The sequence below is a fragment of the Streptomyces sp. NPDC023157 genome (assembly GCF_055560575.1).
Genome location: NZ_JBVHIL010000011.1, coordinates 132,456 through 155,699 on the forward strand (window position 1 = coordinate 132,456; position 23,244 = coordinate 155,699).

The following is a 23,244-nucleotide window of genomic DNA, read 5'->3' on the forward strand; positions in this document are numbered from 1 at the left end:
ACGCTCGTCCTCGACAACAGAGCCATTCAGGTGACCAGGAGCAGGAATGTACGGCCACGGCCATCCGCAGTCCGGGCCGCCGCAGCGCGGTGTTCCGGCGTCGGTCATCGTGCTGCGGGTGCTCTTCGCGGTGCTCCCGCTGCTCAGCATCGGCTTCCTGACCTGGGCGACGGCCCTGCGGATCGCGCTGCTCACCCGCCGGGTCGTCGACTGGATCCTGCTCGGGGCCGCCGTCGCCGTCGTCATCGCCGGGATCGTGCTCATGCCGGAGGACGAGAACACGAGCCGGGCCGACTGGGTCGTGGGGATGATCCTGCTCAACGCGGTCGCGTTCACGGCGTACTTCCTCGTCGTCGACATCCGCCACGACCACCTCGCCGGGCGCGCGGCGGTCCTGCCGCCGCCGTACAACCCGTACGCGGCGACGGTCCCCCAGCACCAGCAGGCCCAGCCGCAGCCCCAGCAACTCCGGTACCACCAGCCGCAGCCGCCCTACGGCTACCCCCAGCCCCAGCCCCAAGCGCAACCCCAGCCGTCCCGCCCCCAGCCCGTCACACCCCCGACGCCCCCCGCGGCGAGCCCCCGCATCGACCAGGTCCGCGCCGAGCTCGACGAGCTCAGCGACCTCCTGCGCAAGGACAAGGACCCCCGGGAAGGCGGGCGGTGAACGGGCGGGTCATCGGCGGGCGCTACGAGCTGTCCACGCTGATCGGCCAGGGCGGCATGGGCCAGGTCTGGACGGCGTACGACGGCCGGCTGGACCGCCGGGTCGCGGTGAAGCTGCTCAGCCCCGCCGCCATCAGCGGCCCGGCGACCGCCGCCCAGGAGCTGCGCCGCCGCTTCGTGCGCGAGTGCCGGGTCACCGCCCAGGTCGGGCACCCCGGGCTCGTCACCGTCCACGACGCGGGCAGCGACGGCGACGACCTGTACCTGGTCATGCAGTACGTGGAGGGCGCCGACCTCGCCGACCACCTCGCCGAGCAGGACCCGTACCCGTGGCCGTGGGCGGTCTCCGTCGCCGCGCAGCTGTGCGCGGTGCTCGCGGCCGTGCACGCGGTGCCGATCGTGCACCGCGACCTCAAGCCGCGGAACGTGATGGTCCGCCCCGACGGCACCGTCATCGTGCTCGACCTGGGCGTCGCCTCCGTCCTCGACACCGACACCACCCGCCTCACCCACACCGGCTCGCCCATCGGCAGCCCCGCCTACATGGCGCCCGAGCAGGCGATGGGCGGCGCCGTCGGCCCGTACACCGACCTGTACGCGCTCGGCGTTCTCCTCCACGAACTCCTCAGCGGCAACGTGCCCTTCGCCGGCTCGACCGCCCTCGGCGTGCTCCACCGGCACCTGTACGAGGCGCCCGTCCCGGTCCGCAGGATCCGGCCCGAGGTGCCCGAGGTCCTGGAGGCGCTGGTGCTGCGGCTGCTCGCCAAGGACCCGCTGGCCCGCCCCTCGGGCGCGCAGGAGGTGTACGAGCACCTGCTGCCGCTCCTGCCGCCGCGCGGCGCGCCCGGACCGGCGGGGCCGCTCGACCCGACCCGCCCGTTCCGCCGCCCGCACGCCCCCTGGCCCGACCAGGCGGTGCAGGCCGCCTCGCCCCCGCCGCCCGGGCCGCCCGCCCCCTCGAAGCCGGACGTGGCCGCGGCCGTCGACGAGGTGAAGCGGCTGCTCGGCGAGGGCTCGCTGACGCAGGCCGTGGACATGCTCGGCGGCATCCTCCCGGCGGCGGCGGCGGAGCACGGCGAGCACTCGCCGGTCGTGCGCATCCTGCGCAAGCAGTACGCGTCGACGCTGATGGACGACGGCCAGTACCGCCGCGCCCTGCCCGAGCTGCGCCGCCTCGCGGAGGACCGCGCGGCCGAGGCGGGCCCGGCGGATCCGCAGACCCTTCAATTCCGTTATGACGCGGCCCAGTGCCTGGAGCAGCTCGGCGACCCGTCGGCCGCGCTCGCCGAGTACCGCGCCCTCCTGCCGTACTTCGAGCACGGCACCACTCCCGACCAGCAGGCCCGCGCCTTCGACATCCGGCACCGGATCGGGCTTCTGCTGCTCGCCCGGGGGGAGCACGGGCCAGGCCGCGCGCAGTTGCAGGCGCTGCTCTTCGACGCGGAGCGGGTGTACGGGGCCTACCACCCGCTGGCGGCGGAGCTGCGGCGGGCGCTGGAACGGCAGCAGGCCGTCGACCCCCGGCTGTGATCTGACGGGACGGCAGGATCACGACTCCGTATCTGATTGGGAAACGGATGGAAGAGGTCCGTTATGGCTGTTTTGCGGTCTGTAACGTGCGCGTTCGATCATGTCCACGCCGTTCAAGGATTCCCCCATGACCACGCCTCCGCCGTCCGACCCGTTCGCCGCCGCGCCCGCTCAGGCGCCCGCCCCCCAGAAGAAGGGCGGCGCGCTGAAGAAGATCGGTGGCTTCGTGGTCCTCCTCGTGGTGGGTCTCGCCGTGAAGCTGGGTCTCCCGTACCTCACCGGTGACGCGCCCGTGCACGCGAAGGCGGGGGAGTGCGTGACCGTGACGGGTCCCGAAAACGACCCCAAGGTCGACAGCCAGCCGTGCGACTCCGGCAAGGCCGACCTGTTCAAGGTCGTCAAGGTGTACGACGACACCTTCGACCTGAACAAGTGCGGCGACCAGCTCTCCGCGCTGGCCCAGCAGCTGGAGTCGGACAAGTTCGTGCTCTGCCTGGACGCCGTGAAGAAGTAATCGCGCACCACGCGCGCGAGAGGGGCCGGTCCACCAGGACCGGCCCCTCTTCGCGTGGCGCCCGTTCTCAGCCGCCGAGCAGCATGCCGAGCGGCGACAGCTGGTTGCCCGACAGGGGGATCTCGCCGAGGGCGGGCGCGCTCTGCGCCGTCGAGCCGGGCGCGGCCGGCAGGTCGCCCGCCGACGCGGGGCGGGGCGCCGGGGCGTCACCGTCACCGGGGCCGTCGGCCGAGGCCACCCCGGCAGAACCGAGGGCCATGGCCCCCGCCAACAGCACGCCACCGATGATCCTGGACTTCATGGGTCCGCCTTCCGAGAGCCCCGACGGACACGACCGCCCGCCGGGCACGACTGCTACGACTCGTACGGCGTGCCCAACGAGGGGCGGCCCGGAGGGATGCGCCGCCTCACCTCCGCCAGAACAGGTGGTGCACCACCCCGCTCGCGCTGGGCACGACCTCCAGGTGGAAGCGGTCCGTGAGCTCCTCGGGCGATTCCCAGAGCCGGATCCCGGAGCCGAGGTCCACCGGCGCGACCGCGATGTGCAGCGTGTCGACGAGGTCGGCGTCGAGGAACTGCCGGACGGTGCTGACGCCGCCGCCCAGGCGCACGTCCTTGCCGTCGGCCGCCTTCCGGGCCTGGTCGAGGACGTCGGCCGGGTCGCCGCCGACGAAGTGGAACGTGGTGTCGGAGAGCGTGATCGAAGGGCGCTCGTGGTGGGTCATGACGAACACCGGTGTGTGGAACGGCGGCTCGTCACCCCACCAGCCCTGCCACTCGTGGTCCTGCCACGGCCCGCGCTGGGGGCCGAACTTGTTGCGGCCCATGATCTCGGCGCCGATGTCGCGGGCGAAGTCCCGCGTGAAGTAGTCGTCGAGCCCCCGGCTCCCGCCGGCGTCCGCGCGCATGGGCCAGCTCGCGGTGGCACCGGCCCACGCGAACAGGCGCTCGGCGTGCGGCAGGCCGAACGGATTCTCCAGGCTCTGGGCCTCATCGGGACCGGCGCCGATCCCGTCGCGCGAGACGTTGAAGTTCATGACTCTCAGCAGCTGTTCCATGGTCTCCTCCTCCATCGGGTGCTGTCGCATCCTCGTGCGGCGAAGCGCCCCACACCCGTACGTCGAACGGGGCGTGTCGGAATCGACAGTGGTACGTCACCTGGATGGCCAGCCGGAATCGCGCCCGCGATCCGGGCGGTACGAGAAGTACCAGGCGAAGCGGAAGGCGCACCAGGTGGTGCGGTGCCCCTCCCTTGGACCTACGGGCCCAGGAGCCCGAGCAGCCGTCCCAGCGCGTCCGAGACCGGCTGGGCCATCGGGCCGACCACGGCCGCGATCTGGCCGAGCCGGGCCAGGGTGAGGCCGCGCTGGGCCATCTCGGCGCGGTCCAGGGCCAGTACGGGCAGGGTCTCCTCGACGGTCTGGGCCTGGTCCGGGGTGAGGTGGGCGCTGATGCGGCGGAGCTCCGCGGTCAGCGCCTCCACCGCGGAGCGGAGTTCGGCGTCCTGGGTGGCGCCGGCGGTGCCGTAGTGGATGGTTCCGGTGTTCTGGTCGCCGTTCTGGTTGATGACGGGCCCGTGGTAGGTCGTGTGGTGCGTCGGTTCGTTCATCGCCTGATCGTCCCCGTGTTCCCCGTGCCGTTCTGGTTGATGACCGGGCCGTTGTAGTTGTTCAACTGGTGCACGTACGCGGTGAACTCGGCCTCCGGGTGGTCGATCGCGTGCACGATCTGCCCGGCGATCCCCCGCAGCTGGTCCACGCTCGGCAGGGTCACGAGCGCCAGGGAGCCGCCGGCCGTCTCCACGGCGAGGATCGGCTTCGACGCCTCGGCCAGCTCCTTGATCAGGACGATGATCAGGACGACCACGACGATCACCAGCACGGGACTCGTGTCGTCCGCGAGGCTCGTGTCGCCGCCGTTCATCACGTTGAACGCCACATAGACGGCGGCGACGACCGCCAGCCACTTCAGGAAGCGGATGAAGGCGGCGCCCCGGTCGGGCTTGAGCTTGAAGGCCTCGACCCGGCTGATGTTGTGCAGCGGGAAGGCCGCCGAGCCCACCCACAGCATCCGGCGCCTGACCGCGATCTCCAGGACGGCGCCCCCGCGCGGCACCGGCGGGAACGCCGACGGCGACTCGTCGGGAGGCGTCGACGGCGGCGGTCCGGGCGGCGGGTTGCGTGGCGGCGGCGGGCCGAAGTTGCCTGTGGTGTCCATGTGCTCCCCCGTGCACTCGTCCCTCACCCGCCGTCGCGCGGGAGCCCCATTAAGCGCCTGTCGGGCCCCGTACGGCAGACGAGAAACGGCCAATTCTGGACGGCGTCGGAGTCGGCGTCGGAGTCGGATGCGGCGTCGGCGAATCCGTCGACGAAGGAGCCGACGGCAGCGGCAGTGGCCCGCGCGCCGCAGCTCGCGTCCTGAGCGTCGTCCACGTCACCCACGGCGCGAGCAGGAGTGCCGCCGCCCCGGCCGCGCCCAGCCCGGCGCGCAGGCCCGGGGGGCGGAACGAGCAGGTCACCGAGGTGCGGCCGTCGGCACGGACCGCGACCAGACCGCCGTACGTGTCGGCCGGGCGGCCCTCGCACGTCCAGCCCGCGATGCGCGGGGCGGCGAGGATGACGGTGCCCCGGGTGCCGGGGCGGAGGGTGGCGTGAAAGCCGTCGGCGGTGACGGTCGTCGTGGTGGGGGCGGTGGCGCGGAGGGCGGCCACGGCGGTGGCCAGGCGGGTGCGGTCCAGGCAGGCGAGTTCGCCGTGGTGGCCGCGGCCGGTGAGGGCCGGCACCGTGGGCTGCGCGGGGGCGCCCAGGGAGGTCAGGGTGGCCCGCCACTTCTGGAGCTGTCCGCGCAGCTTCACCGTGCGGTCGCCGAGGCGGGCGGTGCCGGTGAAGTCGGGCGCCCAGAGGAAGGTCTCGGTGCCGGTGCGGCAGGCGCCGCCGGGGGCCGGGGGTTCGTAGACGCGGGCGCCGAGGAGGAGTTCCTGGTTGCGGAAGGGGGAGCGGCCGTAGGCGGGCGGCGGCCCCGGCGGCCGTACCGTCACGAGGGGTGCCGTCGGGCCCGTACGAACCACGGCGCCGTCGCGCCAGCGGGCGCCGACCGCGAACAGGGCGTCGGTCACGGGGTTGTCGAGGCTCTGGAGGTTGCGCCCCCGGGAGGTCCAGCCGACGCCGAGGTCCCGCATGGTGCGGGTCAGCACGTCGGGGGTGAGGCTGCTGTAGTAGGCGCCGCCCTGGCCGCCGAGGAGCATCGGCTCGTTGCCGGTGACCTGCGGGCGGCCGGAGTCGGTGCGGTACGCGGGCCAGCCGTCGGCGTCGGCGAGCGCGGCGGCCCTGCGGGTGTCGGTGGCGCTCCAGGCCGGGTAGTCGTCGAGGCGGGCGAGCCGCTCCTTGTCGCCCCAGGCCGTGGTGGCGGCGGCCTGCGCGACGAGGACGGCGGCCAGGACGAGGACGGCGGGCCGCCCGCGGCGTACCAGCAGGGGCGCCGCGAGGCCCGCCGCGAACAGGGCCCAGCCCCAGCCGGTCGCCTGCGTGGAGCCCAGGGCGCCCAGGCCCAGGAGGACGACCAGACCCGTGCCGCCGAGCAGCGCCCGCCGCTCCGGGAGCCCGTCGGCGACGGCCTGCCAGGCGGCGAGCACGAGGACCCCGGTCAGGACGAAGGTCTGGCGGTAGGGGCTGCCGTTCGGGGTGGCGAAGACGTGCCACACCAGGTGGGTCGGGCCCCACTGGAGGGAGAGGGCGACCCCCGTGGCCAGGGCGGGCCACCGCCACACCGCGCGCGCGTCGCGGCGGAAGAGCAGGGAGGCGGCGAGGACCGGGACCGCGGTGAAGACGAAGAGGGCCGGGGTGGAGAAGCCGTAGGTGGCGGGCATCAGACGGGCGGCGAGGTCCGTCCCGTCCGCCGCGGCGAAGTCCCGTACGACGCCCGGATAGGCGTGCCGGGTGCCGAGGAAGACCGGCAGCAGCAGGGGCGCGCTGAGCCCGACCCCGAGGAGCACGGTCACCGCGCCCCGCAGCAGCACCCGCCAGTGCGGCGCCATGACCAGCAGGACGAGGGCGGCGCCGATCGTCGCCATGTAGGCGGTGTAGAAGTTCGCGGTCCAGCAGGCCGCCACGACGAGCGTCCCGAGCAGCGGCCGCCGCCCCTCCCGTACCCACACGCCCACCAGGCACAGCAGCGGGAAGGCGATCAGGCCGTCCATCCACATGGGGTTGTAGACGGCCTCCAGGAGCGCCCAGCCGCACAGCCCGTACGCGGCGCCCAGCAGGCCCGCCGCCCACCACGCGCCGGGGCGGATCCGCGGCAGCGTCCACGCCATCGCCGCCGCGGCGGCCGCCATCTTCAGGACGGTGATCCCGTACAGCGCGTACGCGAGGTCCGCGCGCGGGAAGAGGGCGACGAGCGGGGCGAACGGGCTCGTCAGATAGGTGCCGAGGTCGGGGAGGAAGCTGGTGCCCCAGCCGGACTGCCAGTTCAGGAGCAGCCCGCCGTCGGCCCGCCCGTGCAGCAGGTCCCACAGGTGCGCGTGGAACGGCAGGAACTGGTTGGCCAGGTCGTTGACGCCGCGCCGGTGCCGGCCGAACGGGAAGGTGGTCGCGACGGCGTCCCCCGCGCACACGGCGAGCACGGTGAGCAGTGCGGCGAGCCCGGCGGCCCGCGGGATCCGGATCTTCATCGTGTGTCGAATATGGCAGCGAGAACGGGCGTGAAGGTGTGAAACCGGTGTACGGGAAGGTCAGTTCATTCAATGGTCGCCTCCCCGTCACCGGTCGAATCCGGCGCCGACATCCGCACCCGTTGTCGTGGCGTGCGTGCTGCTCTCGATCGTGGTCCCGTGCTTCAACGAAGAAGAGATCATCGGTCGCTTCCACGACCATGTGACGAAGGAACTCTCCCGTTTCGACGGAGAATTCGAGATCGTCTACGTGGACGACGGAAGCCGTGACCGTACGCTGCCGCTCCTGGAGGAGATCGCCGCAGGCGATCCCCGGGCGCGCTATGTCTCCTTCAGCCGCAACTTCGGCAAGGAGGCCGCGATGCTGGCCGGTCTCCAGCACGCGGGCGGCGACGCCGTCGTCATCATGGACGCAGACCTCCAGCATCCGCCGGAGCTCGTGCACCGCATGGTGGCCCTGCACGGCGAGGGGTACGACCAGGTCATCGCCCGGCGCACCCGCACCGGCGACCGGGTCACCCGCACCCTCACCGCCCGCGCCTACTACTGGGCGATCAACCGGCTGGTGGACGTCGAGCTGGTCGACGGTGTCGGCGACTTCCGGCTGCTTTCCCGCCGTACGGTCGACTCGATTCTCGAACTGACCGAATACAACCGGTTCTCGAAGGGGATCTTCTCCTGGGTCGGATTCCGGACGACTACCTTCGCGTACGAGAATGCGGTGCGTGAGGACGGGCGTTCGAAATGGACCTTCGGAAAGCTGTTGAACTACGGCCTCGACGGTCTGATCTCGTTCAACAACAAGCCGCTGCGGGCCGCCGTCTATCTCGGAATGACGCTGGTCGCGGTGGCTTTCGCGTACGCCGCCTGGATCGTCGGTGTCGCCCTGGTGAACGGGGTGGACACCCCCGGCTATGTCACCCTCCTCGTCACGGTCACGGCGCTCGCGGGCGTGCAGATGGTGATGCTGGGGCTTGTCGGCGAGTACGTCGGACGCATCTACTACGAGGTGAAGCGGCGCCCGCACTACCTGGTGAAGGCCACCAACGCGGCCGTCCCCGCCCAGCGCACCCGTGACAAGGAGCTCCTGCGCCGATGACGCAGCCGACCACCCGCACCGCCGTCCTCGGGCAGGTGGTGCGCTTCGCCCTGGTCGGCGCCGTCAACACCGGCACGTACTACGGCCTCTACCTGCTCCTCGGGCTCCGGCTCCCGTATCTCGCCGCCCACGTCCTGGCGTTCGCGCTCTCCATGGTCGGCTCGTTCTTCCTCACCTCGTACTTCACCTACCGGACCCGCCCGACCTGGCGGAAGTTCCTCCTCTTCCCGCTGACCAACGCCGCCAACTTCGTCATCACGACCGCCGGCGTCTACGTCCTGGTGGACCTGCTGTCCGTCGACAGCACCTACGCGCCGCTGCTGGCGGCGGCCGCCGCCATTCCGGTCACCTTCCTGCTCTCCCGGACGATCATGCTGGGACCCGACACCACCCGAACACGTGAGTCGTTGACCGAAACAGTCGCTTCCAAGTAGTGGCCCGGGCCACGGCGACTGCCTAACATCGATCACCGCACGGTCGTCCCACTGACGCACGACCCACGCCGGGAGGCTCCTTTGCACCGCCGCACCGCGCTCTCCGTCTCCGCCGTCGCCCTGCTCGCCGCGGCCCCCCTGCTCACCGCCTGCGGCAGTGACGCCCATCCCGGGGCGGCGGCCGTCGTCGGCGGGCAGCGGATCGAGGTCTCCAGCCTGCAGGCGCAGGTCGAGGACGTGCGGGCCGCCCAGCAGGCCTCGCCCCAGTCCGCGCAGCTGATCAAGGAGACCGGCGACCTCAGCCGGCGCAAGCTGCACGGCATCATCTTCGACCGGGTCGTCGACAAGGTCGCCGCGGACAACGGGGTCACCGCGAGCCGCGGGGAGATCCAGAAGGCCCGCGGCGACTTCGCCCGCCAGAGCGGCGGCGAGCAGCAGATGGCGGCCGTCCTGCTCCAGCAGCAGGGCGTCGCACCCGACCAGATCGACGACGTCGCCCGGCGGGCCGTCCTCATGAACAAGATCGCCGAGAAGCTGGGCGCCACCGACACCCCCGAGGGCCAGAAGAAGCTCACCGAGGCCTTCGGGCAGGCCTCCAAGGCGCTGCGGATCGACGTCAACCCGCGCTTCGGGAGCTGGGACGACGACAAGATCCAGCTCGGTGCCTACACCGCGCCGTGGGTGCGGCAGATCAGCAAGGCGCCCGAGCAGAACCTGTGAGCCGTGGGCCGGGGTAGGTTCGAAGGGTGAACGCCCAGAACCCTGACCCCGGCCGCATCGTCCTGCTCACCGCCAGCCACCGCGTCGCGCCCGGGCTGCTGTCCTGGCCCGCCTGGCAGGCGCTGCGCGCGGCCGACCGGGTGCTGTGCCCCGACGCCGGCCACCCCCAGCTGCCGTACCTGCGCGAGGCCGGGATCGACGTCGAACTCCTGCGGCCCACGGCCCAGGAGCTGGTCGAGACGTGCGCCGGGGGCCGGACCGTCCTCGTGCTGCCGTCGGGGGAGGGGGACGCGGCGCTGACCGACGGCCTCGCCCGGCTCGCCGGCTCCGGCCGCGTCGCCATGCCCGACCTGGAGCTGCTGCCCGGCTCGTACGACCTCCCGGGGGCCCGCCTGCTCGACCTCGTGCAGGTCATGGACCGCATCCGGCGAGAGTGCCCGTGGTCCTCGCGGCAGACGCACGAGGGGCTGGCGAAGTACGCGATCGAGGAGGCGTACGAGCTGGTCGAGGCCATCGAGGACGGTGACCGGGAGGCGCTGCGCGAGGAGCTGGGCGACGTGCTGCTCCAGGTGGTCTTCCACGCCCGGATCGCGGAGGAGGACGCCGAGGAGGCGTTCTCCGTCGACGACGTGGCCGGGACGATCGTGGAGAAGCTGATCCACCGGCATCCGCACGTCTTCGGCGACGCGACGGCCGAGACGCCGGAGGAGGTCAAGGAGCACTGGCTGCGGACCAAGGCCGCCGAGAAGCGGCGGGAGTCCGTGACCGACGGCGTGCCGCTCGGGCAGCCGGGCCTCGCGCTGGCCGCGAAGCTGGCGGGCCGGGTGCGCACGGCCGGGCTCGGCGTCGCCCCGCCCACGGGGGACGGCATCGGGTACGAGCTGCTCGCGCTGGCGGTACGGGCGGAGGCCGCCGGGGTCGATCCGGAGGCGGCGCTGCGGGCGGCCGGCCGGCTCTACCGGGACGCGATCCGCGAGGCGGAGGGCGTCGGCGAGGGCACCGGCGAGGGCATCGACGAGGGCGTCGGCACCGAGTAGGGGTGGCGATCCCGGCCCGACCGGCGGGGTGTCCGCGGCGGGTTCAGGCCTCGCGCGGGGCCCGGGCCTCCGGGTTGTGCCAGTGCAGCGGGGGCGGTTCGATCAGCCACTCCGCGCGGGTCCTGGGGCGCTTGGTGAAGCGGCCCGCGGCCGGGAGCGTGTCGTGGAAGACGCGCACCGGGTCGGTGCCCAGCTCCTCCAGTTCCCCGGCGACCTCGGCGAGGAAGCCGGGCGGGCCGGCGAGGTAGACGTCGTGGGCGGGCCAGTGGACGGCCGCCCGCAGGGCCTGGACCAGGCGCTCGGTGGCCTGGTCGCGGGGGCGGCGGGGCGCGGCGGTGATGTAGGTGACGTGCAGGCCGGGTATGAGCGCGCGGAACCGCTCGGCGTCCGGTTTCCCGTACAGGTACTCCTTGGCGCGGGCGACGACGAACAGGCGCCCCTCCAGCTCGGGTTCGTCCTCGGCGGCCTCCTCCAAGAGGGCCCGTACGGGGGCCCAGCCGGTGCCCGCGGCGATGTAGGTGCGGGGCTTGCCGGGCGGGGTGCGGGCGGTGAGCGCGCCGCCGGGGCTGCTGAGCCGCACGGTCTCGCCGACCCGCAGCAGCTCGGTGAGGGCGGTGCTCATCAGGCCGCCCGTGACCCGGCTGACGTGGAGTTCGAGGGTGCCGTCGGGGCGGGGCGCGTTGGCGAGGGAGTAGGTGCGCCAGACCCGGGGCACGTGGAGGGTGCTGACGCTGACGTACTGCCCGGGGAGGTACGGGTAGGGGCGGCGGGGCCGCAGGGTCAGCAGGGCCAGGTCGTCCCCGTACCGCTCGTGGCCGACGACGTCGGCGTCCCACCAGGCCGGCTGCCCCTCCTTCTCGGAGGCCTCGGCGCCGGCCGTCATCAGCTCGGCGACCCGCCCGTACGCCTCGGTCCAGGCCTTCTCGGCCTCGATCGTCCAGGCGGGTCCCGAGGCGTGCGCGAAGGCGGCGAGCAGGCTGGTGCCGACGGCGGAGTAGAGCGCGGGGGCGGCGAGGAACTTGCGGTGGTCGCGGCCCAGTTCCCGCAGGTAGTGGGCGAGCCGCGGCTCCTCCAGGTGGGTCACCACGTGGGTGAGGGCGGCGAAGAGGCGGTCGCGCTGGGGGCCCAGGTCCTGGGGGAAGAGCGCGCGCAGGCCCGGGTTGTTCCAGAAGAGGTGCGAGTAGAAGAACGTGACGGCGTGCTCGGCGCGTCTCTCGACGACCGCGAACGTGCTTCTGAGCAACTGGGCATCCACGGGGTGAATCTAGGCCACGGGGCGTCACGTGACGATCACAACCTCGGGGCCGCAGGCGGAATATCGGCTTCCACAGGGGGCGCGCGTCTAGGTTCTCGATCATGAACCGATTCCGCAATGGACATGGCAAACGAGAGGTCCGGCGACAAAGCGGCGGACGCCGCCCGGGGGCCTGGCCGGTCTCCCTCGCCGCCCTCGCGGCCCTCCTCCCCATGGTGCCCGCGCTCGGCCTCGGCGCCGCCGCGCCCGCCGCCGCGAGCGGCACCCGCATATCCACCGACGGCGACCTCGGCACCCAGCAGATCCTCTTCCGCTCCGGAACCGCCGGCTACGGCTGCTTCCGCATCCCGACCCTGGTGAAGACGGCCAAGGGCACGCTGCTCGCCTTCGCCGAGGGCCGCACCTCCCCCTCGTGCGCGGACCGCGGTCCCATCGACATCGTGATGCGCCGCTCCACCAACGACGGACGCACCTGGTCCCCGGTCCGGGTCGTCCTCTCCGGCACCGAGACCGACCCGGACGCGCCGCACGTGCGCGGCAACCCCTCGCCGGTCGCCGACCAGGACGGCGGCGTCCTCCTCCTCTCCAACTCCGAGACCTCCACCCCGGTCAGCACGCGCATGTCCTGGGTGCAGCGCAGCGACGACGACGGCCTGAGCTTCGGCGCCCCGCGGGCCATCCCGCGCCTGACGGCGAGCGGCAAGAAGTGGTTCGGCACCGGCCCCTCGCACGGCATCCAGATCCAGGAGGGCCCGCACGCCGGACGCCTGGTCGTCGGCGCCTACGAGACCGCGAGCGACACCGCCGGGGCCGAGGACCAGCGGGCCGGCGTCCTCTACAGCGACGACCACGGCCAGACCTGGACCGCGAGCGGCACCGAGAACTCCTTCCAGCGCGCCAAAGACCTGCCCGCCCTGCCGCCCGGCGCCACGGCGGACACCCCCGTCGCCAAGCCCGGCGAGCCGGTGGTGGCCGAGCTGCCCGGCGGCCAGCTCTACGTCAGCGCCCGCAGCCCCTACGACGTACGGGTCAGCGCGACCGACGCCACCCAGGTGGAGGGCCACCGCACCCACACCCGCGCCGTCGATGACACCACCGGCGCCCTCATGGTGCCCAAGCTGGGGCTGACCAAGGGGTTCAAGGGGCCCGACGTGCAGGTGGGCCTGCTGGCACCCCGCCAGACCTACCGCGGCCGCCCCGGCGACCTGCTCCTCATGTCGACGCCCTCGCACATGACGCTGCGCCAGGGCATGCGGATCCGCTACTCCGACGACCGCGGCGAGAGCTGGCAGGACGCCCCCGGCGGGCAGGTCGCCAAGGCGCTCGGGGACCGGGCCGGCTACTCCGACCTCGCCGAGCTGTCCGCCGGCGAGATCGGCATGGTCCACGAGGGCGGCCAGTCCTTCTCGGCCGAGCACATCTACTTCACCCGCTTCACGGTCGGCGAGCTGGACATCCCCGGCACCTTCGCCGCCCGGGGCACCGCGCTGCCGCAGACCTCCCCGGCCGCCGGCCGCACCAGCCCCGACACGACCGTCCAGACCGACGACGCCTACCTCGGCAGCGGCGCCACACTCGCCCCGGGCGCCCAGTTCGGCACCCGCGGCTTCGGGCAGGGCCTCAAGCTGGACGGCGGCGCCAACGGCTCCGCCGACCTCCCCTACGCGCCCGAACTCGACCCGGGCGCCGGGGACGTCACGTACTCCCTCTTCTTCCGGTACGACGCCACCGCCGCCACCCCGCAGCAGACCCTGCTGTGGGCGTACGGGGTCGGCGACCCCCGCCCGCAGGTGTGGGTCCGGGTGCAGCCGCAGAACGACCAGGTCATGGCCCGGGTCGAGGGCGACAGCGGGCAGCACGTGACGCTGACCCTCAAGGCGCCCGCGCACCCGACCGCGAAGGCCTTCGGCGACGGGCTCTGGCACCACCTGGTCCTCACCCGCCAGGGCGCCGCCGTCACCCTCCGGGTCGACGGCCTCGCCGCCCAGGACACCCGCACCGACGTCGGACGGCTCGCCCCGGCACGCACCGCCGACCCGGCCGGCATCCGCCTCGGCGACAAGCCGGGCACCGACACCACCGACGGGTTCACCGGCACCCTCGACGAGTTCCGGCTGTACGGCACGGTCCTCTCGGACCAGGACCGGGACGCCCTGCGCGGGGCGAGGCCCGAGGACGTGGCCCCGGCCGCGCTCAGGGCCCACCTCCCCTTCGAGGTCGTCGACACCGCCGACCCGGTCGCCCTGGTGAACACCCGCATCCAGGACGACGTCTCCGGCCACTGCGCCGACGGCACCGTGCTCGGCACCACCAGCACCGAGAGCGCGGTCGTCAAGGGCCGCATCGGCGGCGGCGCCCTCGCCGTCGGCCCGAACCTCCCGGGCGTGGAGGTGCCCTACGTCCCCGCCGCCGACAACGGCACGGGCGAGTTCACCTTCGCCCTCTGGTTCCGCTACGACTCCACGGCCAACCCGCAGGACGCCGCCCTGCTCTGGGCCTACGGGTCCACCTCCGGCAAGCCCTCCCTGTGGGTACGGGCCAAGCCGTCCGCCGACCGCCTGACCGCCCGCCTGGAGACCGCCGGCGCCTCCGTCCCGCTCGACGTCATCGACACGAGGACCGACCGCGTCGCCTTCGGCGACAACGCCTGGCACCTGCTGACCCTGACCCGCAAGAAGGCCACCCCGGACGCCGCGGCGACCACCGTCACCCTGCGCGTCGACAACGGCACCCCCACCACCGCCGAGGGCCTGACCGGCTCCTTCACGGACGGCATCGCCGCCCCCGAGGGCTTCCGCGTCGGCTCCAAGCCCACCGGCACCGACGTCCTCACCGGCGAGCTCGACGACTTCCGCTACTACAAGCGGGCCCTGACGGCGACCGAGGAGACCGGCCTCTACAGCACGGCCGTCGGCGGATCCAGCGCCCCGCGCGACCCGTACGTCTGGTGGACCATGGAGGGCAACAACACCGAACAGCACCTGGTGACCCGGCCCGCCGACGACCCGGCCGCCCGCGCCACCCCCGACGCCTCCCGGCACTGCGGCCACGGCGTCGTGCGCCCCGGCGCCACCGTCACCGACACCGGCGCGAAATTCGGCCGCGCCCTCGACCTCGACGGGAAGACCGGCACCGTGGAGCTCCCCTACGGGGAGGACCGGGCACTCGGCTCCGGCGACTTCACCCTGGCGACCTGGGTCCGCTTCCGGCAGGCCGACAACACCAGCCCGGTGCTCGTCTGGGCGTACGGGACCGGCACCGCGGAACGCCAGCTGTGGATCCGCGCCCTCTCCCAGGAGAACAAGGTCGTCGCCCACTTCCAGACCGACCGGGGCATCACCAGCCTGGAGGCGGCGGCCCCGGCCGGGACCGTCTTCGGCGACAACACCTGGCGGCACGTCGTCCTGCGCCGGCAGGGCGGCACGCTGACCCTGTCGGTCGGCGACGGCACCGCCCTCCAGTCCGTCGCGAGCGGCGCCGTCGCCGGTGCCGTGACCTCCGAGGACGGCTTCGACGTGCGCGGCCTCCAGCTCGGGGCGCGCCCCGACAGCGTGGGGGCGGACAAGGACCGGCTGACGGGCTCGCTGGACGAGTTCACGCTGATCCGGCGCTCCCTGACGGACGCGGAGATCACCACCGTGGGCGGGCCGCTCCCGGTCGACAGCGCCACCGTGGTCCGGCTGGCCTTCGACCAGCTGACGGCGAAGGGGGTGTACGCCCGCTTGTAGGAGAAGGGGGGTGTACGCCCGCCTGTAAGGAAGGGGGGTACACCCGGCCTGTAAGGAAGGGGGGTACACCCGGCCTGTAAGAGGGGGCACGCCCGGAGGTGGCGGACGGGCACGCGTCCCGCCCGGACGGGCGGGACGCGTGCCCGTCCGGGCGGGGGGTTAGTGTCGGGAGCATGCCCGACGAGCCCCCCGCCGCTTCCGTTCCGCCCCCCGCTCCCGAGCTCTTCACCTGGGAGTTCGCCACCGATCCGTACCCCGCCTACGCCTGGCTGCGCGAGCACGCGCCGGTGCACCGGGCGAAGCTGCCCAGCGGGGTGGAGGCCTGGCTGGTGACCCGGTACGCGGACGCGCGGCAGGCGCTCGCCGACCAGCGGCTCTCCAAGAACCCGGCGCACCACGACGAGCCGGCGCACGCCAAGGGCAAGACGGGCATCCCGGGCGAGCGCAAGGCCGAGCTGATGACCCACCTGCTCAACATCGACCCGCCGGACCACACCCGGCTGCGGCGGCTCGTCTCGAAGGCGTTCACCCCGCGCCGGGTCGCGGAGTTCGCGCCGCGCGTGCAGGAGCTCACCGACCGGCTCATCGACGCCTTCGTGGAGAAGGGGAGCGCGGACCTCATCCACGAGTTCGCCTTCCCGCTCCCCATCTACGCGATCTGCGACCTGCTGGGCGTGCCGAGCGAGGACCAGGACGACTTCCGGGACTGGGCCGGGATGATGATCCGGCACGGCGGCGGGCCGCGCGGCGGGGTGGCGCGCTCGGTGAAGAAGATGCGCGGCTACCTGCTCGAACTGATCCACAAGAAGCGCGAGGCCCCGGGGGACGACCTGATCTCCGGGCTCATCAAGGCCTCCGACCACGGCGAGCACCTCACCGAGAACGAGGCCGCCGCCATGGCCTTCATCCTGCTCTTCGCCGGCTTCGAGACCACGGTCAACCTCATCGGCAACGGCGTGTACGCGCTGCTGCGCAACCCGGACCAGCGGGCGCGCCTCCAGGATTCGATCGCCGCGGGCGAGACCGGACTCCTGGAGACGGGCGTCGAGGAGCTGCTGCGGTACGACGGGCCGGTGGAGATGGCGACCTGGCGGTTCGCGACCCAGGCGCTCACGATCGGCGGCCAGGAGATCCCGGCCGGCGACCCGGTGCTGGTGGTGCTGGCCGCCGCCGACCGCGACCCGGCGCGGTTCGAGGGGCCCGACACCCTGGATCTGGCGCGGCGTGACAACCAGCATCTCGGGTACGGGCACGGCATCCACTACTGCCTGGGGGCTCCGCTGGCGCGCCTGGAGGGCCAGACGGCGCTGGCGACGCTCCTGACTCGCCTGCCGGACCTGCGACTTGGGGCCGATCCGGCGGAACTGCGGTGGCGCGGTGGGCTGATCATGCGTGGCCTGCGCACGCTTCCGGTGGAGTTCAGCGCTTCCCACAAACGGCCGCACGACTGACGCATAACTGACGGGGCGTCAGGAATGTGATCTTCGCGTGATCTCCGCTGCATCGACTTGTGACTCACGTTCGAATGCCGCTACGTTCACCGGAATCTCAGCAGCCACGCGAAAGGCAGTCCGTATGCGCTCCGGGAACGGACGACACCGCAGACCCCGCCAGGCCCCCGCTCTCGTTGTCGCGGCGGGCGTCACCGGCTCGGCCATGGCCCTGCCGTTGCTCGCCACCGGCTCCGCCTCCGCGGCGGACGCCCCGACCTGGGACCGGGTCGCCGAATGCGAGTCGGGCGGCGCGTGGAGCGCCAACTTCGGCAACGGGCTCTACGGCGGTCTCCAGTTCACCCAGGAGAGCTGGGAGCGGCACGGCGGCCTGGCGTACGCGCCGAGCGCCGACCTCGCCAGCCGCGCGCAGCAGATCACCATCGCCGACAGGGCACTCGCCGCGGGCGACACCCAGTGGGCCACCTGCGCGCCGATCGCCGGCCTGACGAACGACGGCAGGAAGCCCGCGGTCTCCCCGGGGTCCGCCGTCAAGCCCAAGGCGTCCACGGGCCCGGTCGCCGAGTCCAACCGGACCGACGGCCGCCCGGCCGGCCCCGGGGCGACCACCACGACCCCGGCCACCCCGGCCGCGCCCGTGACCCCGACGGCCCCGTCGGGCGGCGCCACGACCGCGCCCGCGACCCCGGCCGGCCCCGACGGCTCCGCGACACCGGGCACGCCGGTCACGCCCGGCACGCCGGACACCTCGGGCGCGCCCGGTATGCCCGGTACGCCCGGTACGACGGATCCGGCCTCCCCCGGTACGGGCAAGCACCGCGGTGACGCCGCGTCGGAGGATTCGGGCAACTCAGACACCACGCCCGAATCCGGGCGGCACGCGGCCCCGGGTGACGGGTCGACGGGTGACGTGACCGACGGTAAGGGCTCGGCGGAGAGCGCGGTCGCCGGGGAGAAGGCGGACAACTCGGGCAAGGCTGACGAATACACCGTCAAGCCGGGTGACAGTCTGTCGGACATTGCACAGCAGAACGCGCTGCCCGGCGGCTGGGCCGCCCTCTATGACGCCAACAAGAAGACGGTCGGCACCGACCCGGACCTCATCATCCCTGGTCAGAGCCTTGAGTTGAAGGCCGAACCCGTCGCGGCGCCGTAGTGGTTCGTAGCTGAATGTCCGTTATGAGTAAGTGAGACATGGGTCTCTCTTGCCGAACTGGCGTGTCACGTCCGCAAAGTTTGCTCGTGTCGCCCCTCACCTGCGCAAACGCCCCTCTCGGGGGAGCAAGTAGGGGCGATATTTCCGGGTTGATGGTCTTTGAACTTCCCCCGGGTCTATGTCTACGGTCATGACCGCTCGCCACCGCGGGCCCCGTCGCCGGTACGCCGAATCCTGCCGCCGGCCGACGGGAAGTCGTCGCGCAAGCGCCGAAGGCAGGAGCGGGGGACCCAAGGTAAGTGCCGGCCCCGGCCGTTGAGACAGACGGCCGACGATCGGCTTGGGGTGAAGCCGCGTGCAAGGACACGCGGCCGGACAACTCATCAGGTCCGAACCCGACAGCTCACCTCGTAGGCGTCGGTGAGGAGAATTCCCATGCTGTTTTCCGGTAACAAGGGCAAACACCGCCGTCCCTCCAAGGCCACCCGCGTCGCCACGCTCGTCGGCGTCACCGGTGTCGCCGTCGCCGCCCCGCTGATGGCCGCGGGCACCGCCTCGGCCGCCACCACCTCCGAGTGGGACGCCGTCGCCGCGTGCGAGTCCGGCGGCAACTGGTCCATCAACACCGGCAACGGCTACTACGGCGGCCTGCAGTTCTCGGCCTCCACCTGGGCCGCGTACGGCGGCACCGCCTACGCCGCGACCGCCAACCAGGCGTCGAAGTCGCAGCAGATCGCCATCGCCGAGAAGGTCCTGGCCGGCCAGGGCAAGGGCGCGTGGCCGAGCTGTGGCGTGGGCCTCTCCAACGCCGCTTACGACGGCGGCTCCGCCTCGTCGAGCTCCTCCAGCTCGTCGAGCTCCAGCTCCTCGTCCTCGTCGTCGTCCTCCTCCTCCTCCTCGTCGAAGCGCTCCACCGAGCAGCCGACGACCCGCAGCGAGCAGCGCCAGGCGCCGAAGACCACGTCGAAGAAGAACGTCTCCAAGAAGACGGTCACCACTCCGACCGGCAAGAAGGTGAAGAAGGGCGACGGCGAGTACAAGGTCGTCGCCGGCGACACCCTCAGCAAGATCGCCCAGGCGCACGGCGTCAAGGGCGGCTGGGCCAAGCTGTTCGAGCTGAACAAGGACGTCGTCGACAACGCCGACCTGATCTACCCGGGCCAGCAGCTCCACCTCAAGTGAGCCTGACGACCCACCCGCGGTGACCACCCCGGTCCGGAGCGCCCTTCCCCCGTGCGCTCCGGACCGGGGTTTCCCCGTTCAGGCCCCTACTGATCAGTAGTAATGGGTCTTTCGTCCTCAGATGCGTGCCCTTGGGTCCTTTTTCGTCCCAGGGGGCGGGCGTCCGGCTGGCCGGAGCCCCGGAGCCGGTTAGGCTCTTGTCGCAAGGCGAACGAGACCTTGCCGCATGCGTCACAACCAGCGTCACATCCCAGAAGGAGATGCTCGTGCCGTCCATCGACGTCGTCGTAGCCCGGGAAATCCTGGACTCCCGAGGCAACCCCACGGTCGAGGTCGAGGTCGGCCTCGACGACGGCAGCACCGGTCGTGCTGCCGTGCCGTCCGGTGCCTCCACCGGTGCGTTCGAGGCCCTTGAGCTCCGCGACGGTGACCCCAACCGTTACCAGGGCAAGGGTGTCGAGAAGGCCGTCCTCGCGGTCATCGAGCAGATCGGCCCGGAGCTCGTCGGCTACGACGCCACCGAGCAGCGTCTGATCGACCAGGCGATGTTCGACCTGGACGCCACCCCGGACAAGTCCTCGCTCGGCGCCAACGCCATCCTCGGCGTCTCCCTCGCCGTCGCGCACGCCGCCTCCGAGGCCTCGGACCTGCCGCTCTTCCGCTACCTCGGCGGCCCGAACGCGCACCTGCTGCCCGTTCCGATGATGAACATCCTGAACGGCGGCTCGCACGCCGACTCCAACGTGGACATCCAGGAGTTCATGATCGCGCCGATCGGCGCGGAGTCCTTCTCCGAGGCCCTGCGCTGGGGCACCGAGGTCTACCACACCCTCAAGAAGGTCCTGAAGGACAAGGGTCTGTCCACCGGCCTCGGCGACGAGGGCGGCTTCGCCCCGAACCTGGACTCCAACCGCGCCGCGCTCGACCTCATCCTCGAGGCCATCAAGCAGGCCGGCTACGTCCCGGGCAAGGACATCGCGCTCGCGCTCGACTGCGCCGCCTCCGAGTTCTACAAGGACGGCAAGTACGAGTTCGAGGGCAAGTCCCGCTCGGCCGCCGAGATGACCGAGTACTACGAGGAGCTCGTCTCCGCGTACCCGCTGGTCTCCATCGAGGACCCGCTGTTCGAGGACGACTGGGCCGGCTGGAAGGTCATCACCGACAAGCTGGGCGCCAAGGTGCAGCTGGTCGGCGACGACCTGTTCGTCACCAACCCGGAGCGCCTCGCCCGCGGCATCGAGGAGGGCTCCGCGAACGCCCTCCTGGTCAAGGTCAACCAGATCGGCTCGCTGACCGAGACCCTGGACGCCGTCGAGCTGGCCCAGCGCAGCGGCTTCAAGTGCATGATGTCGCACCGCTCCGGCGAGACCGAGGACGTCACCATCGCCGACCTGGCCGTCGCCACCAACTGCGGCCAGATCAAGACCGGCGCCCCGGCCCGCTCCGAGCGCGTCGCCAAGTACAACCAGCTGCTGCGCATCGAGGAGATCCTCGACGACGCCGCGGTCTACGCCGGCCGCAGCGCCTTCCCGCGGTTTCGCACCGCGAACTAAGTAAGAGGGGCAAGGGCTGACACCTGCTCTGATCCGGGCTTTGCATCCGGAGAATTGAATAGGGAGCAAAGGCGTAGCGAAGCGAAGCGTCCCCGCACTCGGTCCCGTACCGTGTGCGGGGACGTGCGTGTGAAGAGGGCCGGCGGTAAAGGGGAGGCGTACGACATGGCCGTGAAGGACCGGGACCGGTTCTCGACCGCGACCCGGATCAGGCTGCTCGGCGAGCAGACCGCCGCCCGTGTCTACCGCTCCCAGACCCGCCGCCAGGCCCGCCGCTCCCGCCTCACCGGCCGCGCGGCCTTCCTCGCGCTGGTCGTCTGCTCGCTCGTGGTGGCGCTCGCCTACCCGATGCGGCAGTACGTCTCCCAGCAGGGCGAGATCGCCGACCAGCAGCGCAAGTCCGCCGAGGCCGCCCAGCGGGTCGAGGAACTGCGGGACGAGAAGGCCCGCCTCCAGGACCCCGCCTATGTGCGCCGGCTCGCCCGCGAGCACCTGCACTACCTGATGCCCGGCGAGACCGGCTTCACCGTGAACGACCCGGACGCGGAGCACCGGCCCCGCGCCGACCAGGGCGCGACGGACCGCCCCTGGTACGACAACCTGTGGGACGGCGTGGACAGCGCCGACCGCCACTGACCAACCCCAGGATCCACCATGGAAACGCCTCCTCCGCAGACCGAACGCACCGAGCCGACCGACGTGGACATCGCGGCGTTCGAGGCCCAGCTCGGCCGGCCGCCCCGCGGCCTGCGTGCCATCGCGCACCGCTGCCCGTGCGGCAACCCGGACGTCGTCGAGACCGCGCCCCGGCTCCCCGACGGCACCCCGTTCCCCACGACCTACTACCTGACCTGCCCCCGGGCGGCCTCGGCCATCGGCACCCTGGAGGCCAACGGGGTCATGAAGGAGATGCAGGCCCGGCTCGCCACCGACCCGGAGCTCGCCGCCGCCTACCGGGCCGCGCACGAGGACTACCTCGCGCGCCGCGACGCCATCGAGGTCCTGGAGGGCTTCCCGAGCGCCGGCGGCATGCCGGACCGGGTCAAGTGCCTGCACGTGCTCGTCGGCCACTCGCTGGTCGCCGGCCCGGGCGTGAACCCGTTCGGCGACGAGGCCCTCGCCATGCTGCCCGAGTGGTGGGCGAAGGGCCCGTGCGTGACGCCGTGCGCCGACACGAAGGAGTCCGCCGAGTGACCCGGGTCGCCGGAATCGACTGCGGTACCAACTCCATCCGCCTCCTCGTCGCCGACGTGCACCCGGAGACGGGCGAGCTGATCGAGCTCGACCGGCGGATGACGATCGTCCGGCTCGGCCAGGGCGTCGACCGGACCGGCCGGCTCGCGCCCGAGGCGCTGGAGCGGACCTTCGCGGCCTGCCGCGAGTACGCGGCCGTCATCGAGGAGTTCGGGGTGGGCGCCGACCGGCTGCGCTTCGTCGCCACCTCCGCCTCCCGCGACGCCGAGAACCGCGCCGACTTCGTGAACGGGGTCATGGCGATCCTGGGCGTCGAGCCCGAGGTCATCACCGGCGACCAGGAGGCCGAGTTCTCCTTCACCGGCGCCACCGGCGAGCTGCACGGCGCCGACCGGCGCCTGGTGGTGGACATCGGCGGCGGCTCCACCGAGTTCGTCGTCGGCAACCGGCACGTCGAGGCGGCCCGCTCGGTCGACATCGGCTGCGTCCGCCTCACCGAGCGGCACGTGCGGCACGACCCGCCGGCCGCCGAGGAGATCGCCGCGATCCGCGCCGACGTGCGGGCCGCGCTCGACCTGGCCGCCGAGACCGTGCCGATCGGCGAGGCCGAGACCCTGGTCGGCCTGGCCGGCTCGGTGACCACCGTCGCCGCCGTCGCGCTCGGGCTCCCGGAGTACGACTCCACGAAGATCCACCACGCCCGGATCTCCCGTGCCCAGGTCGACGAGGTGGTGGCCCGGCTGCTCGCCTCCACCCACGACGAGCGGGCCGCGATCCCCGTCATCCACCCCGGCCGGGTCGACGTGATCGTCGCCGGGGCCCTGGTCCTCGCCGAGATCATGGAGCGCACCGGAGCCGCCGAAGTGGTCGTCAGCGAGCACGACATCCTCGATGGGATCGCGCTATCCGTCGCATAGCGGGTGCCTATGAGGCCTGACAGGGGCCCCTGGACACCGCTCCGTCGGAAAAGTTCGTGAAGTTCTTCACAAGAGAAAGGGCCCTGATGGCGCCCGAGGAGGGCCTTTGGTCCCTTCGAGGGGGTTCTCAGGGCCCTTT

Annotated in this window: 21 protein-coding genes and 1 riboswitch; of the genes, 15 read left to right on the forward strand and 6 right to left on the reverse strand. The window is 72.5% G+C overall.

All coding sequences use genetic code 11. The features are described 5' to 3' along the window. The first annotated feature begins 46 nt into the window (after positions 1–46). The 3 genes from ACZ3ZE_RS33495 (at position 47) to ACZ3ZE_RS33505 (ending at position 2,710) form a co-directional block, all read left to right on the forward strand. Complete coding sequence (locus tag ACZ3ZE_RS33495) at positions 47–667, forward strand: hypothetical protein (protein ID WP_363290736.1); 621 nt, start codon at positions 47–49, stop codon at positions 665–667. Next, positions 664–2,196, forward strand: coding sequence for a protein kinase domain-containing protein (locus ACZ3ZE_RS33500; protein ID WP_467261754.1), 1,533 nt, complete (start codon positions 664–666; stop codon positions 2,194–2,196). Before ACZ3ZE_RS33495 ends, ACZ3ZE_RS33500 begins: the two co-directional genes overlap by 4 nt. 127 nt (positions 2,197–2,323) lie before the next feature. Beyond that, complete coding sequence (locus tag ACZ3ZE_RS33505; RefSeq protein WP_361171929.1) at positions 2,324–2,710, forward strand: LppU/SCO3897 family protein; 387 nt, start codon at positions 2,324–2,326, stop codon at positions 2,708–2,710. A 67-nt stretch (positions 2,711–2,777) separates the two neighbouring features. Here ACZ3ZE_RS33505 and ACZ3ZE_RS33510 read toward each other — a convergent pair whose 3' ends face one another. From ACZ3ZE_RS33510 to ACZ3ZE_RS33530, 5 genes are all read right to left on the reverse strand, one after another. After that, positions 2,778–3,011 (reverse strand): hypothetical protein, encoded by a 234-nt coding sequence (locus tag ACZ3ZE_RS33510; protein ID WP_361171932.1) that lies wholly within the window; start codon positions 3,009–3,011, stop codon positions 2,778–2,780. Positions 3,012–3,117: 106 nt separating this feature from the next. After that, positions 3,118–3,768 carry a dihydrofolate reductase family protein gene (locus tag ACZ3ZE_RS33515; protein WP_361171935.1) on the reverse strand — a complete coding sequence of 217 codons (651 nt, stop codon included), beginning with the start codon at positions 3,766–3,768 and terminating at the stop codon, positions 3,118–3,120. Between the two features lie 200 nt (positions 3,769–3,968). Then, complete coding sequence (locus ACZ3ZE_RS33520; RefSeq protein ID WP_467261756.1) at positions 3,969–4,319, reverse strand: hypothetical protein; 351 nt, start codon at positions 4,317–4,319, stop codon at positions 3,969–3,971. Further along, a complete protein-coding gene (locus tag ACZ3ZE_RS33525; RefSeq protein ID WP_361171941.1) occupies positions 4,316–4,927 on the reverse strand; it encodes a DUF6232 family protein in 612 nt (203 codons plus the stop codon). The genes ACZ3ZE_RS33520 and ACZ3ZE_RS33525 overlap by 4 nt, the downstream gene beginning before the upstream one ends. Before the next feature lie 49 nt (positions 4,928–4,976). Further along, on the reverse strand, positions 4,977–7,379 hold the full coding sequence (locus ACZ3ZE_RS33530; RefSeq protein WP_467261758.1) for a YfhO family protein: 2,403 nt from the start codon (positions 7,377–7,379) through the stop codon (positions 4,977–4,979). A gap of 136 nt (positions 7,380–7,515) precedes the next feature. On the opposite strand from ACZ3ZE_RS33530, the gene ACZ3ZE_RS33535 reads away from it, so the two are divergent. The 4 genes from ACZ3ZE_RS33535 to ACZ3ZE_RS33550 all read left to right on the forward strand — a co-directional run bounded on the left by ACZ3ZE_RS33535 (position 7,516) and on the right by ACZ3ZE_RS33550 (position 10,669). After that, the gene (locus ACZ3ZE_RS33535; protein ID WP_361171947.1) at positions 7,516–8,478 is read left to right on the forward strand and encodes a glycosyltransferase family 2 protein; all 963 of its coding nucleotides are present in this window, start codon (positions 7,516–7,518) and stop codon (positions 8,476–8,478) included. Then, positions 8,475–8,912 carry a GtrA family protein gene (locus ACZ3ZE_RS33540; protein ID WP_361624911.1) on the forward strand — a complete coding sequence of 146 codons (438 nt, stop codon included), beginning with the start codon at positions 8,475–8,477 and terminating at the stop codon, positions 8,910–8,912. The genes ACZ3ZE_RS33535 and ACZ3ZE_RS33540 overlap by 4 nt, the downstream gene beginning before the upstream one ends. A gap of 81 nt (positions 8,913–8,993) precedes the next feature. Beyond that, positions 8,994–9,632 (forward strand): SurA N-terminal domain-containing protein, encoded by a 639-nt coding sequence (locus ACZ3ZE_RS33545; RefSeq protein WP_361171953.1) that lies wholly within the window; start codon positions 8,994–8,996, stop codon positions 9,630–9,632. Between the two features lie 26 nt (positions 9,633–9,658). Continuing rightward, positions 9,659–10,669, forward strand: a complete 1,011-nt coding sequence (locus tag ACZ3ZE_RS33550; RefSeq protein ID WP_467261760.1) for a nucleoside triphosphate pyrophosphohydrolase — start codon at positions 9,659–9,661, stop codon at positions 10,667–10,669. Positions 10,670–10,712: 43 nt separating this feature from the next. On the opposite strand, the gene ACZ3ZE_RS33555 is transcribed toward ACZ3ZE_RS33550, so the two are convergent. Further along, positions 10,713–11,924 carry a globin domain-containing protein gene (locus ACZ3ZE_RS33555; RefSeq protein WP_467261762.1) on the reverse strand — a complete coding sequence of 404 codons (1,212 nt, stop codon included), beginning with the start codon at positions 11,922–11,924 and terminating at the stop codon, positions 10,713–10,715. A 101-nt stretch (positions 11,925–12,025) separates the two neighbouring features. Here ACZ3ZE_RS33555 and ACZ3ZE_RS33560 point away from each other — a divergent pair, with 101 nt between their 5' ends. The 8 genes from ACZ3ZE_RS33560 (at position 12,026) to ACZ3ZE_RS33595 (ending at position 23,105) form a co-directional block, all read left to right on the forward strand. After that, the gene (locus ACZ3ZE_RS33560) at positions 12,026–15,652 is read left to right on the forward strand and encodes a LamG-like jellyroll fold domain-containing protein (protein ID WP_467261764.1); all 3,627 of its coding nucleotides are present in this window, start codon (positions 12,026–12,028) and stop codon (positions 15,650–15,652) included. A gap of 173 nt (positions 15,653–15,825) precedes the next feature. Next, a complete protein-coding gene (locus ACZ3ZE_RS33565; RefSeq protein ID WP_361171965.1) occupies positions 15,826–17,103 on the forward strand; it encodes a cytochrome P450 family protein in 1,278 nt (425 codons plus the stop codon). Between the two features lie 205 nt (positions 17,104–17,308). Beyond that, positions 17,309–18,259, forward strand: coding sequence for a transglycosylase family protein (locus tag ACZ3ZE_RS33570; protein ID WP_467261766.1), 951 nt, complete (start codon positions 17,309–17,311; stop codon positions 18,257–18,259). A gap of 257 nt (positions 18,260–18,516) precedes the next feature. Continuing rightward, positions 18,517–18,691, forward strand: a riboswitch (cyclic di-AMP (ydaO/yuaA leader). 3 nt (positions 18,692–18,694) lie between these two features. Beyond that, positions 18,695–19,441 (forward strand): transglycosylase family protein, encoded by a 747-nt coding sequence (locus ACZ3ZE_RS33575; protein WP_363293107.1) that lies wholly within the window; start codon positions 18,695–18,697, stop codon positions 19,439–19,441. A 266-nt stretch (positions 19,442–19,707) separates the two neighbouring features. Beyond that, positions 19,708–20,994 carry a phosphopyruvate hydratase gene (eno, locus tag ACZ3ZE_RS33580; protein ID WP_361171974.1) on the forward strand — a complete coding sequence of 429 codons (1,287 nt, stop codon included), beginning with the start codon at positions 19,708–19,710 and terminating at the stop codon, positions 20,992–20,994. Positions 20,995–21,159: 165 nt separating this feature from the next. Next, positions 21,160–21,630: an FtsB family cell division protein gene (locus ACZ3ZE_RS33585; protein WP_361171977.1), complete on the forward strand. Its 471-nt coding sequence runs from the start codon at positions 21,160–21,162 to the stop codon at positions 21,628–21,630. A gap of 18 nt (positions 21,631–21,648) precedes the next feature. After that, complete coding sequence (locus tag ACZ3ZE_RS33590; RefSeq protein WP_361171980.1) at positions 21,649–22,188, forward strand: DUF501 domain-containing protein; 540 nt, start codon at positions 21,649–21,651, stop codon at positions 22,186–22,188. Beyond that, a complete protein-coding gene (locus ACZ3ZE_RS33595) occupies positions 22,185–23,105 on the forward strand; it encodes a Ppx/GppA phosphatase family protein (protein ID WP_361624923.1) in 921 nt (306 codons plus the stop codon). Before ACZ3ZE_RS33590 ends, ACZ3ZE_RS33595 begins: the two co-directional genes overlap by 4 nt. Positions 23,106–23,244: the final 139 nt, after the last annotated feature.

Excerpts from the sequence above, each read along its gene's own strand:
- ACZ3ZE_RS33570 (WP_467261766.1), top strand. The coding sequence starts at position 17,309 with ATGGCCCTGCCGTTGCTCGCCACCGGCTCCGCCTCCGCGGCGGACGCC.
- ACZ3ZE_RS33560 (WP_467261764.1), top strand. The coding sequence starts at position 12,026 with ATGAACCGATTCCGCAATGGACATGGCAAACGAGAGGTCCGGCGACAA.
- ACZ3ZE_RS33505 (WP_361171929.1), top strand. The coding sequence starts at position 2,324 with ATGACCACGCCTCCGCCGTCCGACCCGTTCGCCGCCGCGCCCGCTCAG.
- ACZ3ZE_RS33530 (WP_467261758.1), bottom strand. The coding sequence starts at position 7,379 with ATGAAGATCCGGATCCCGCGGGCCGCCGGGCTCGCCGCACTGCTCACC.
- ACZ3ZE_RS33540 (WP_361624911.1), top strand. The coding sequence starts at position 8,475 with ATGACGCAGCCGACCACCCGCACCGCCGTCCTCGGGCAGGTGGTGCGC.
- ACZ3ZE_RS33525 (WP_361171941.1), bottom strand. The coding sequence starts at position 4,927 with ATGGACACCACAGGCAACTTCGGCCCGCCGCCGCCACGCAACCCGCCG.
- ACZ3ZE_RS33575 (WP_363293107.1), top strand. The coding sequence starts at position 18,695 with ATGCTGTTTTCCGGTAACAAGGGCAAACACCGCCGTCCCTCCAAGGCC.
- ACZ3ZE_RS33585 (WP_361171977.1), top strand. The coding sequence starts at position 21,160 with ATGGCCGTGAAGGACCGGGACCGGTTCTCGACCGCGACCCGGATCAGG.
- ACZ3ZE_RS33495 (WP_363290736.1), top strand. The coding sequence starts at position 47 with ATGTACGGCCACGGCCATCCGCAGTCCGGGCCGCCGCAGCGCGGTGTT.
- ACZ3ZE_RS33590 (WP_361171980.1), top strand. The coding sequence starts at position 21,649 with ATGGAAACGCCTCCTCCGCAGACCGAACGCACCGAGCCGACCGACGTG.
- ACZ3ZE_RS33565 (WP_361171965.1), top strand. The coding sequence starts at position 15,826 with ATGCCCGACGAGCCCCCCGCCGCTTCCGTTCCGCCCCCCGCTCCCGAG.
- ACZ3ZE_RS33510 (WP_361171932.1), bottom strand. The coding sequence starts at position 3,011 with ATGAAGTCCAGGATCATCGGTGGCGTGCTGTTGGCGGGGGCCATGGCC.
- ACZ3ZE_RS33515 (WP_361171935.1), bottom strand. The coding sequence starts at position 3,768 with ATGGAACAGCTGCTGAGAGTCATGAACTTCAACGTCTCGCGCGACGGG.
- ACZ3ZE_RS33520 (WP_467261756.1), bottom strand. The coding sequence starts at position 4,319 with ATGAACGAACCGACGCACCACACGACCTACCACGGGCCCGTCATCAAC.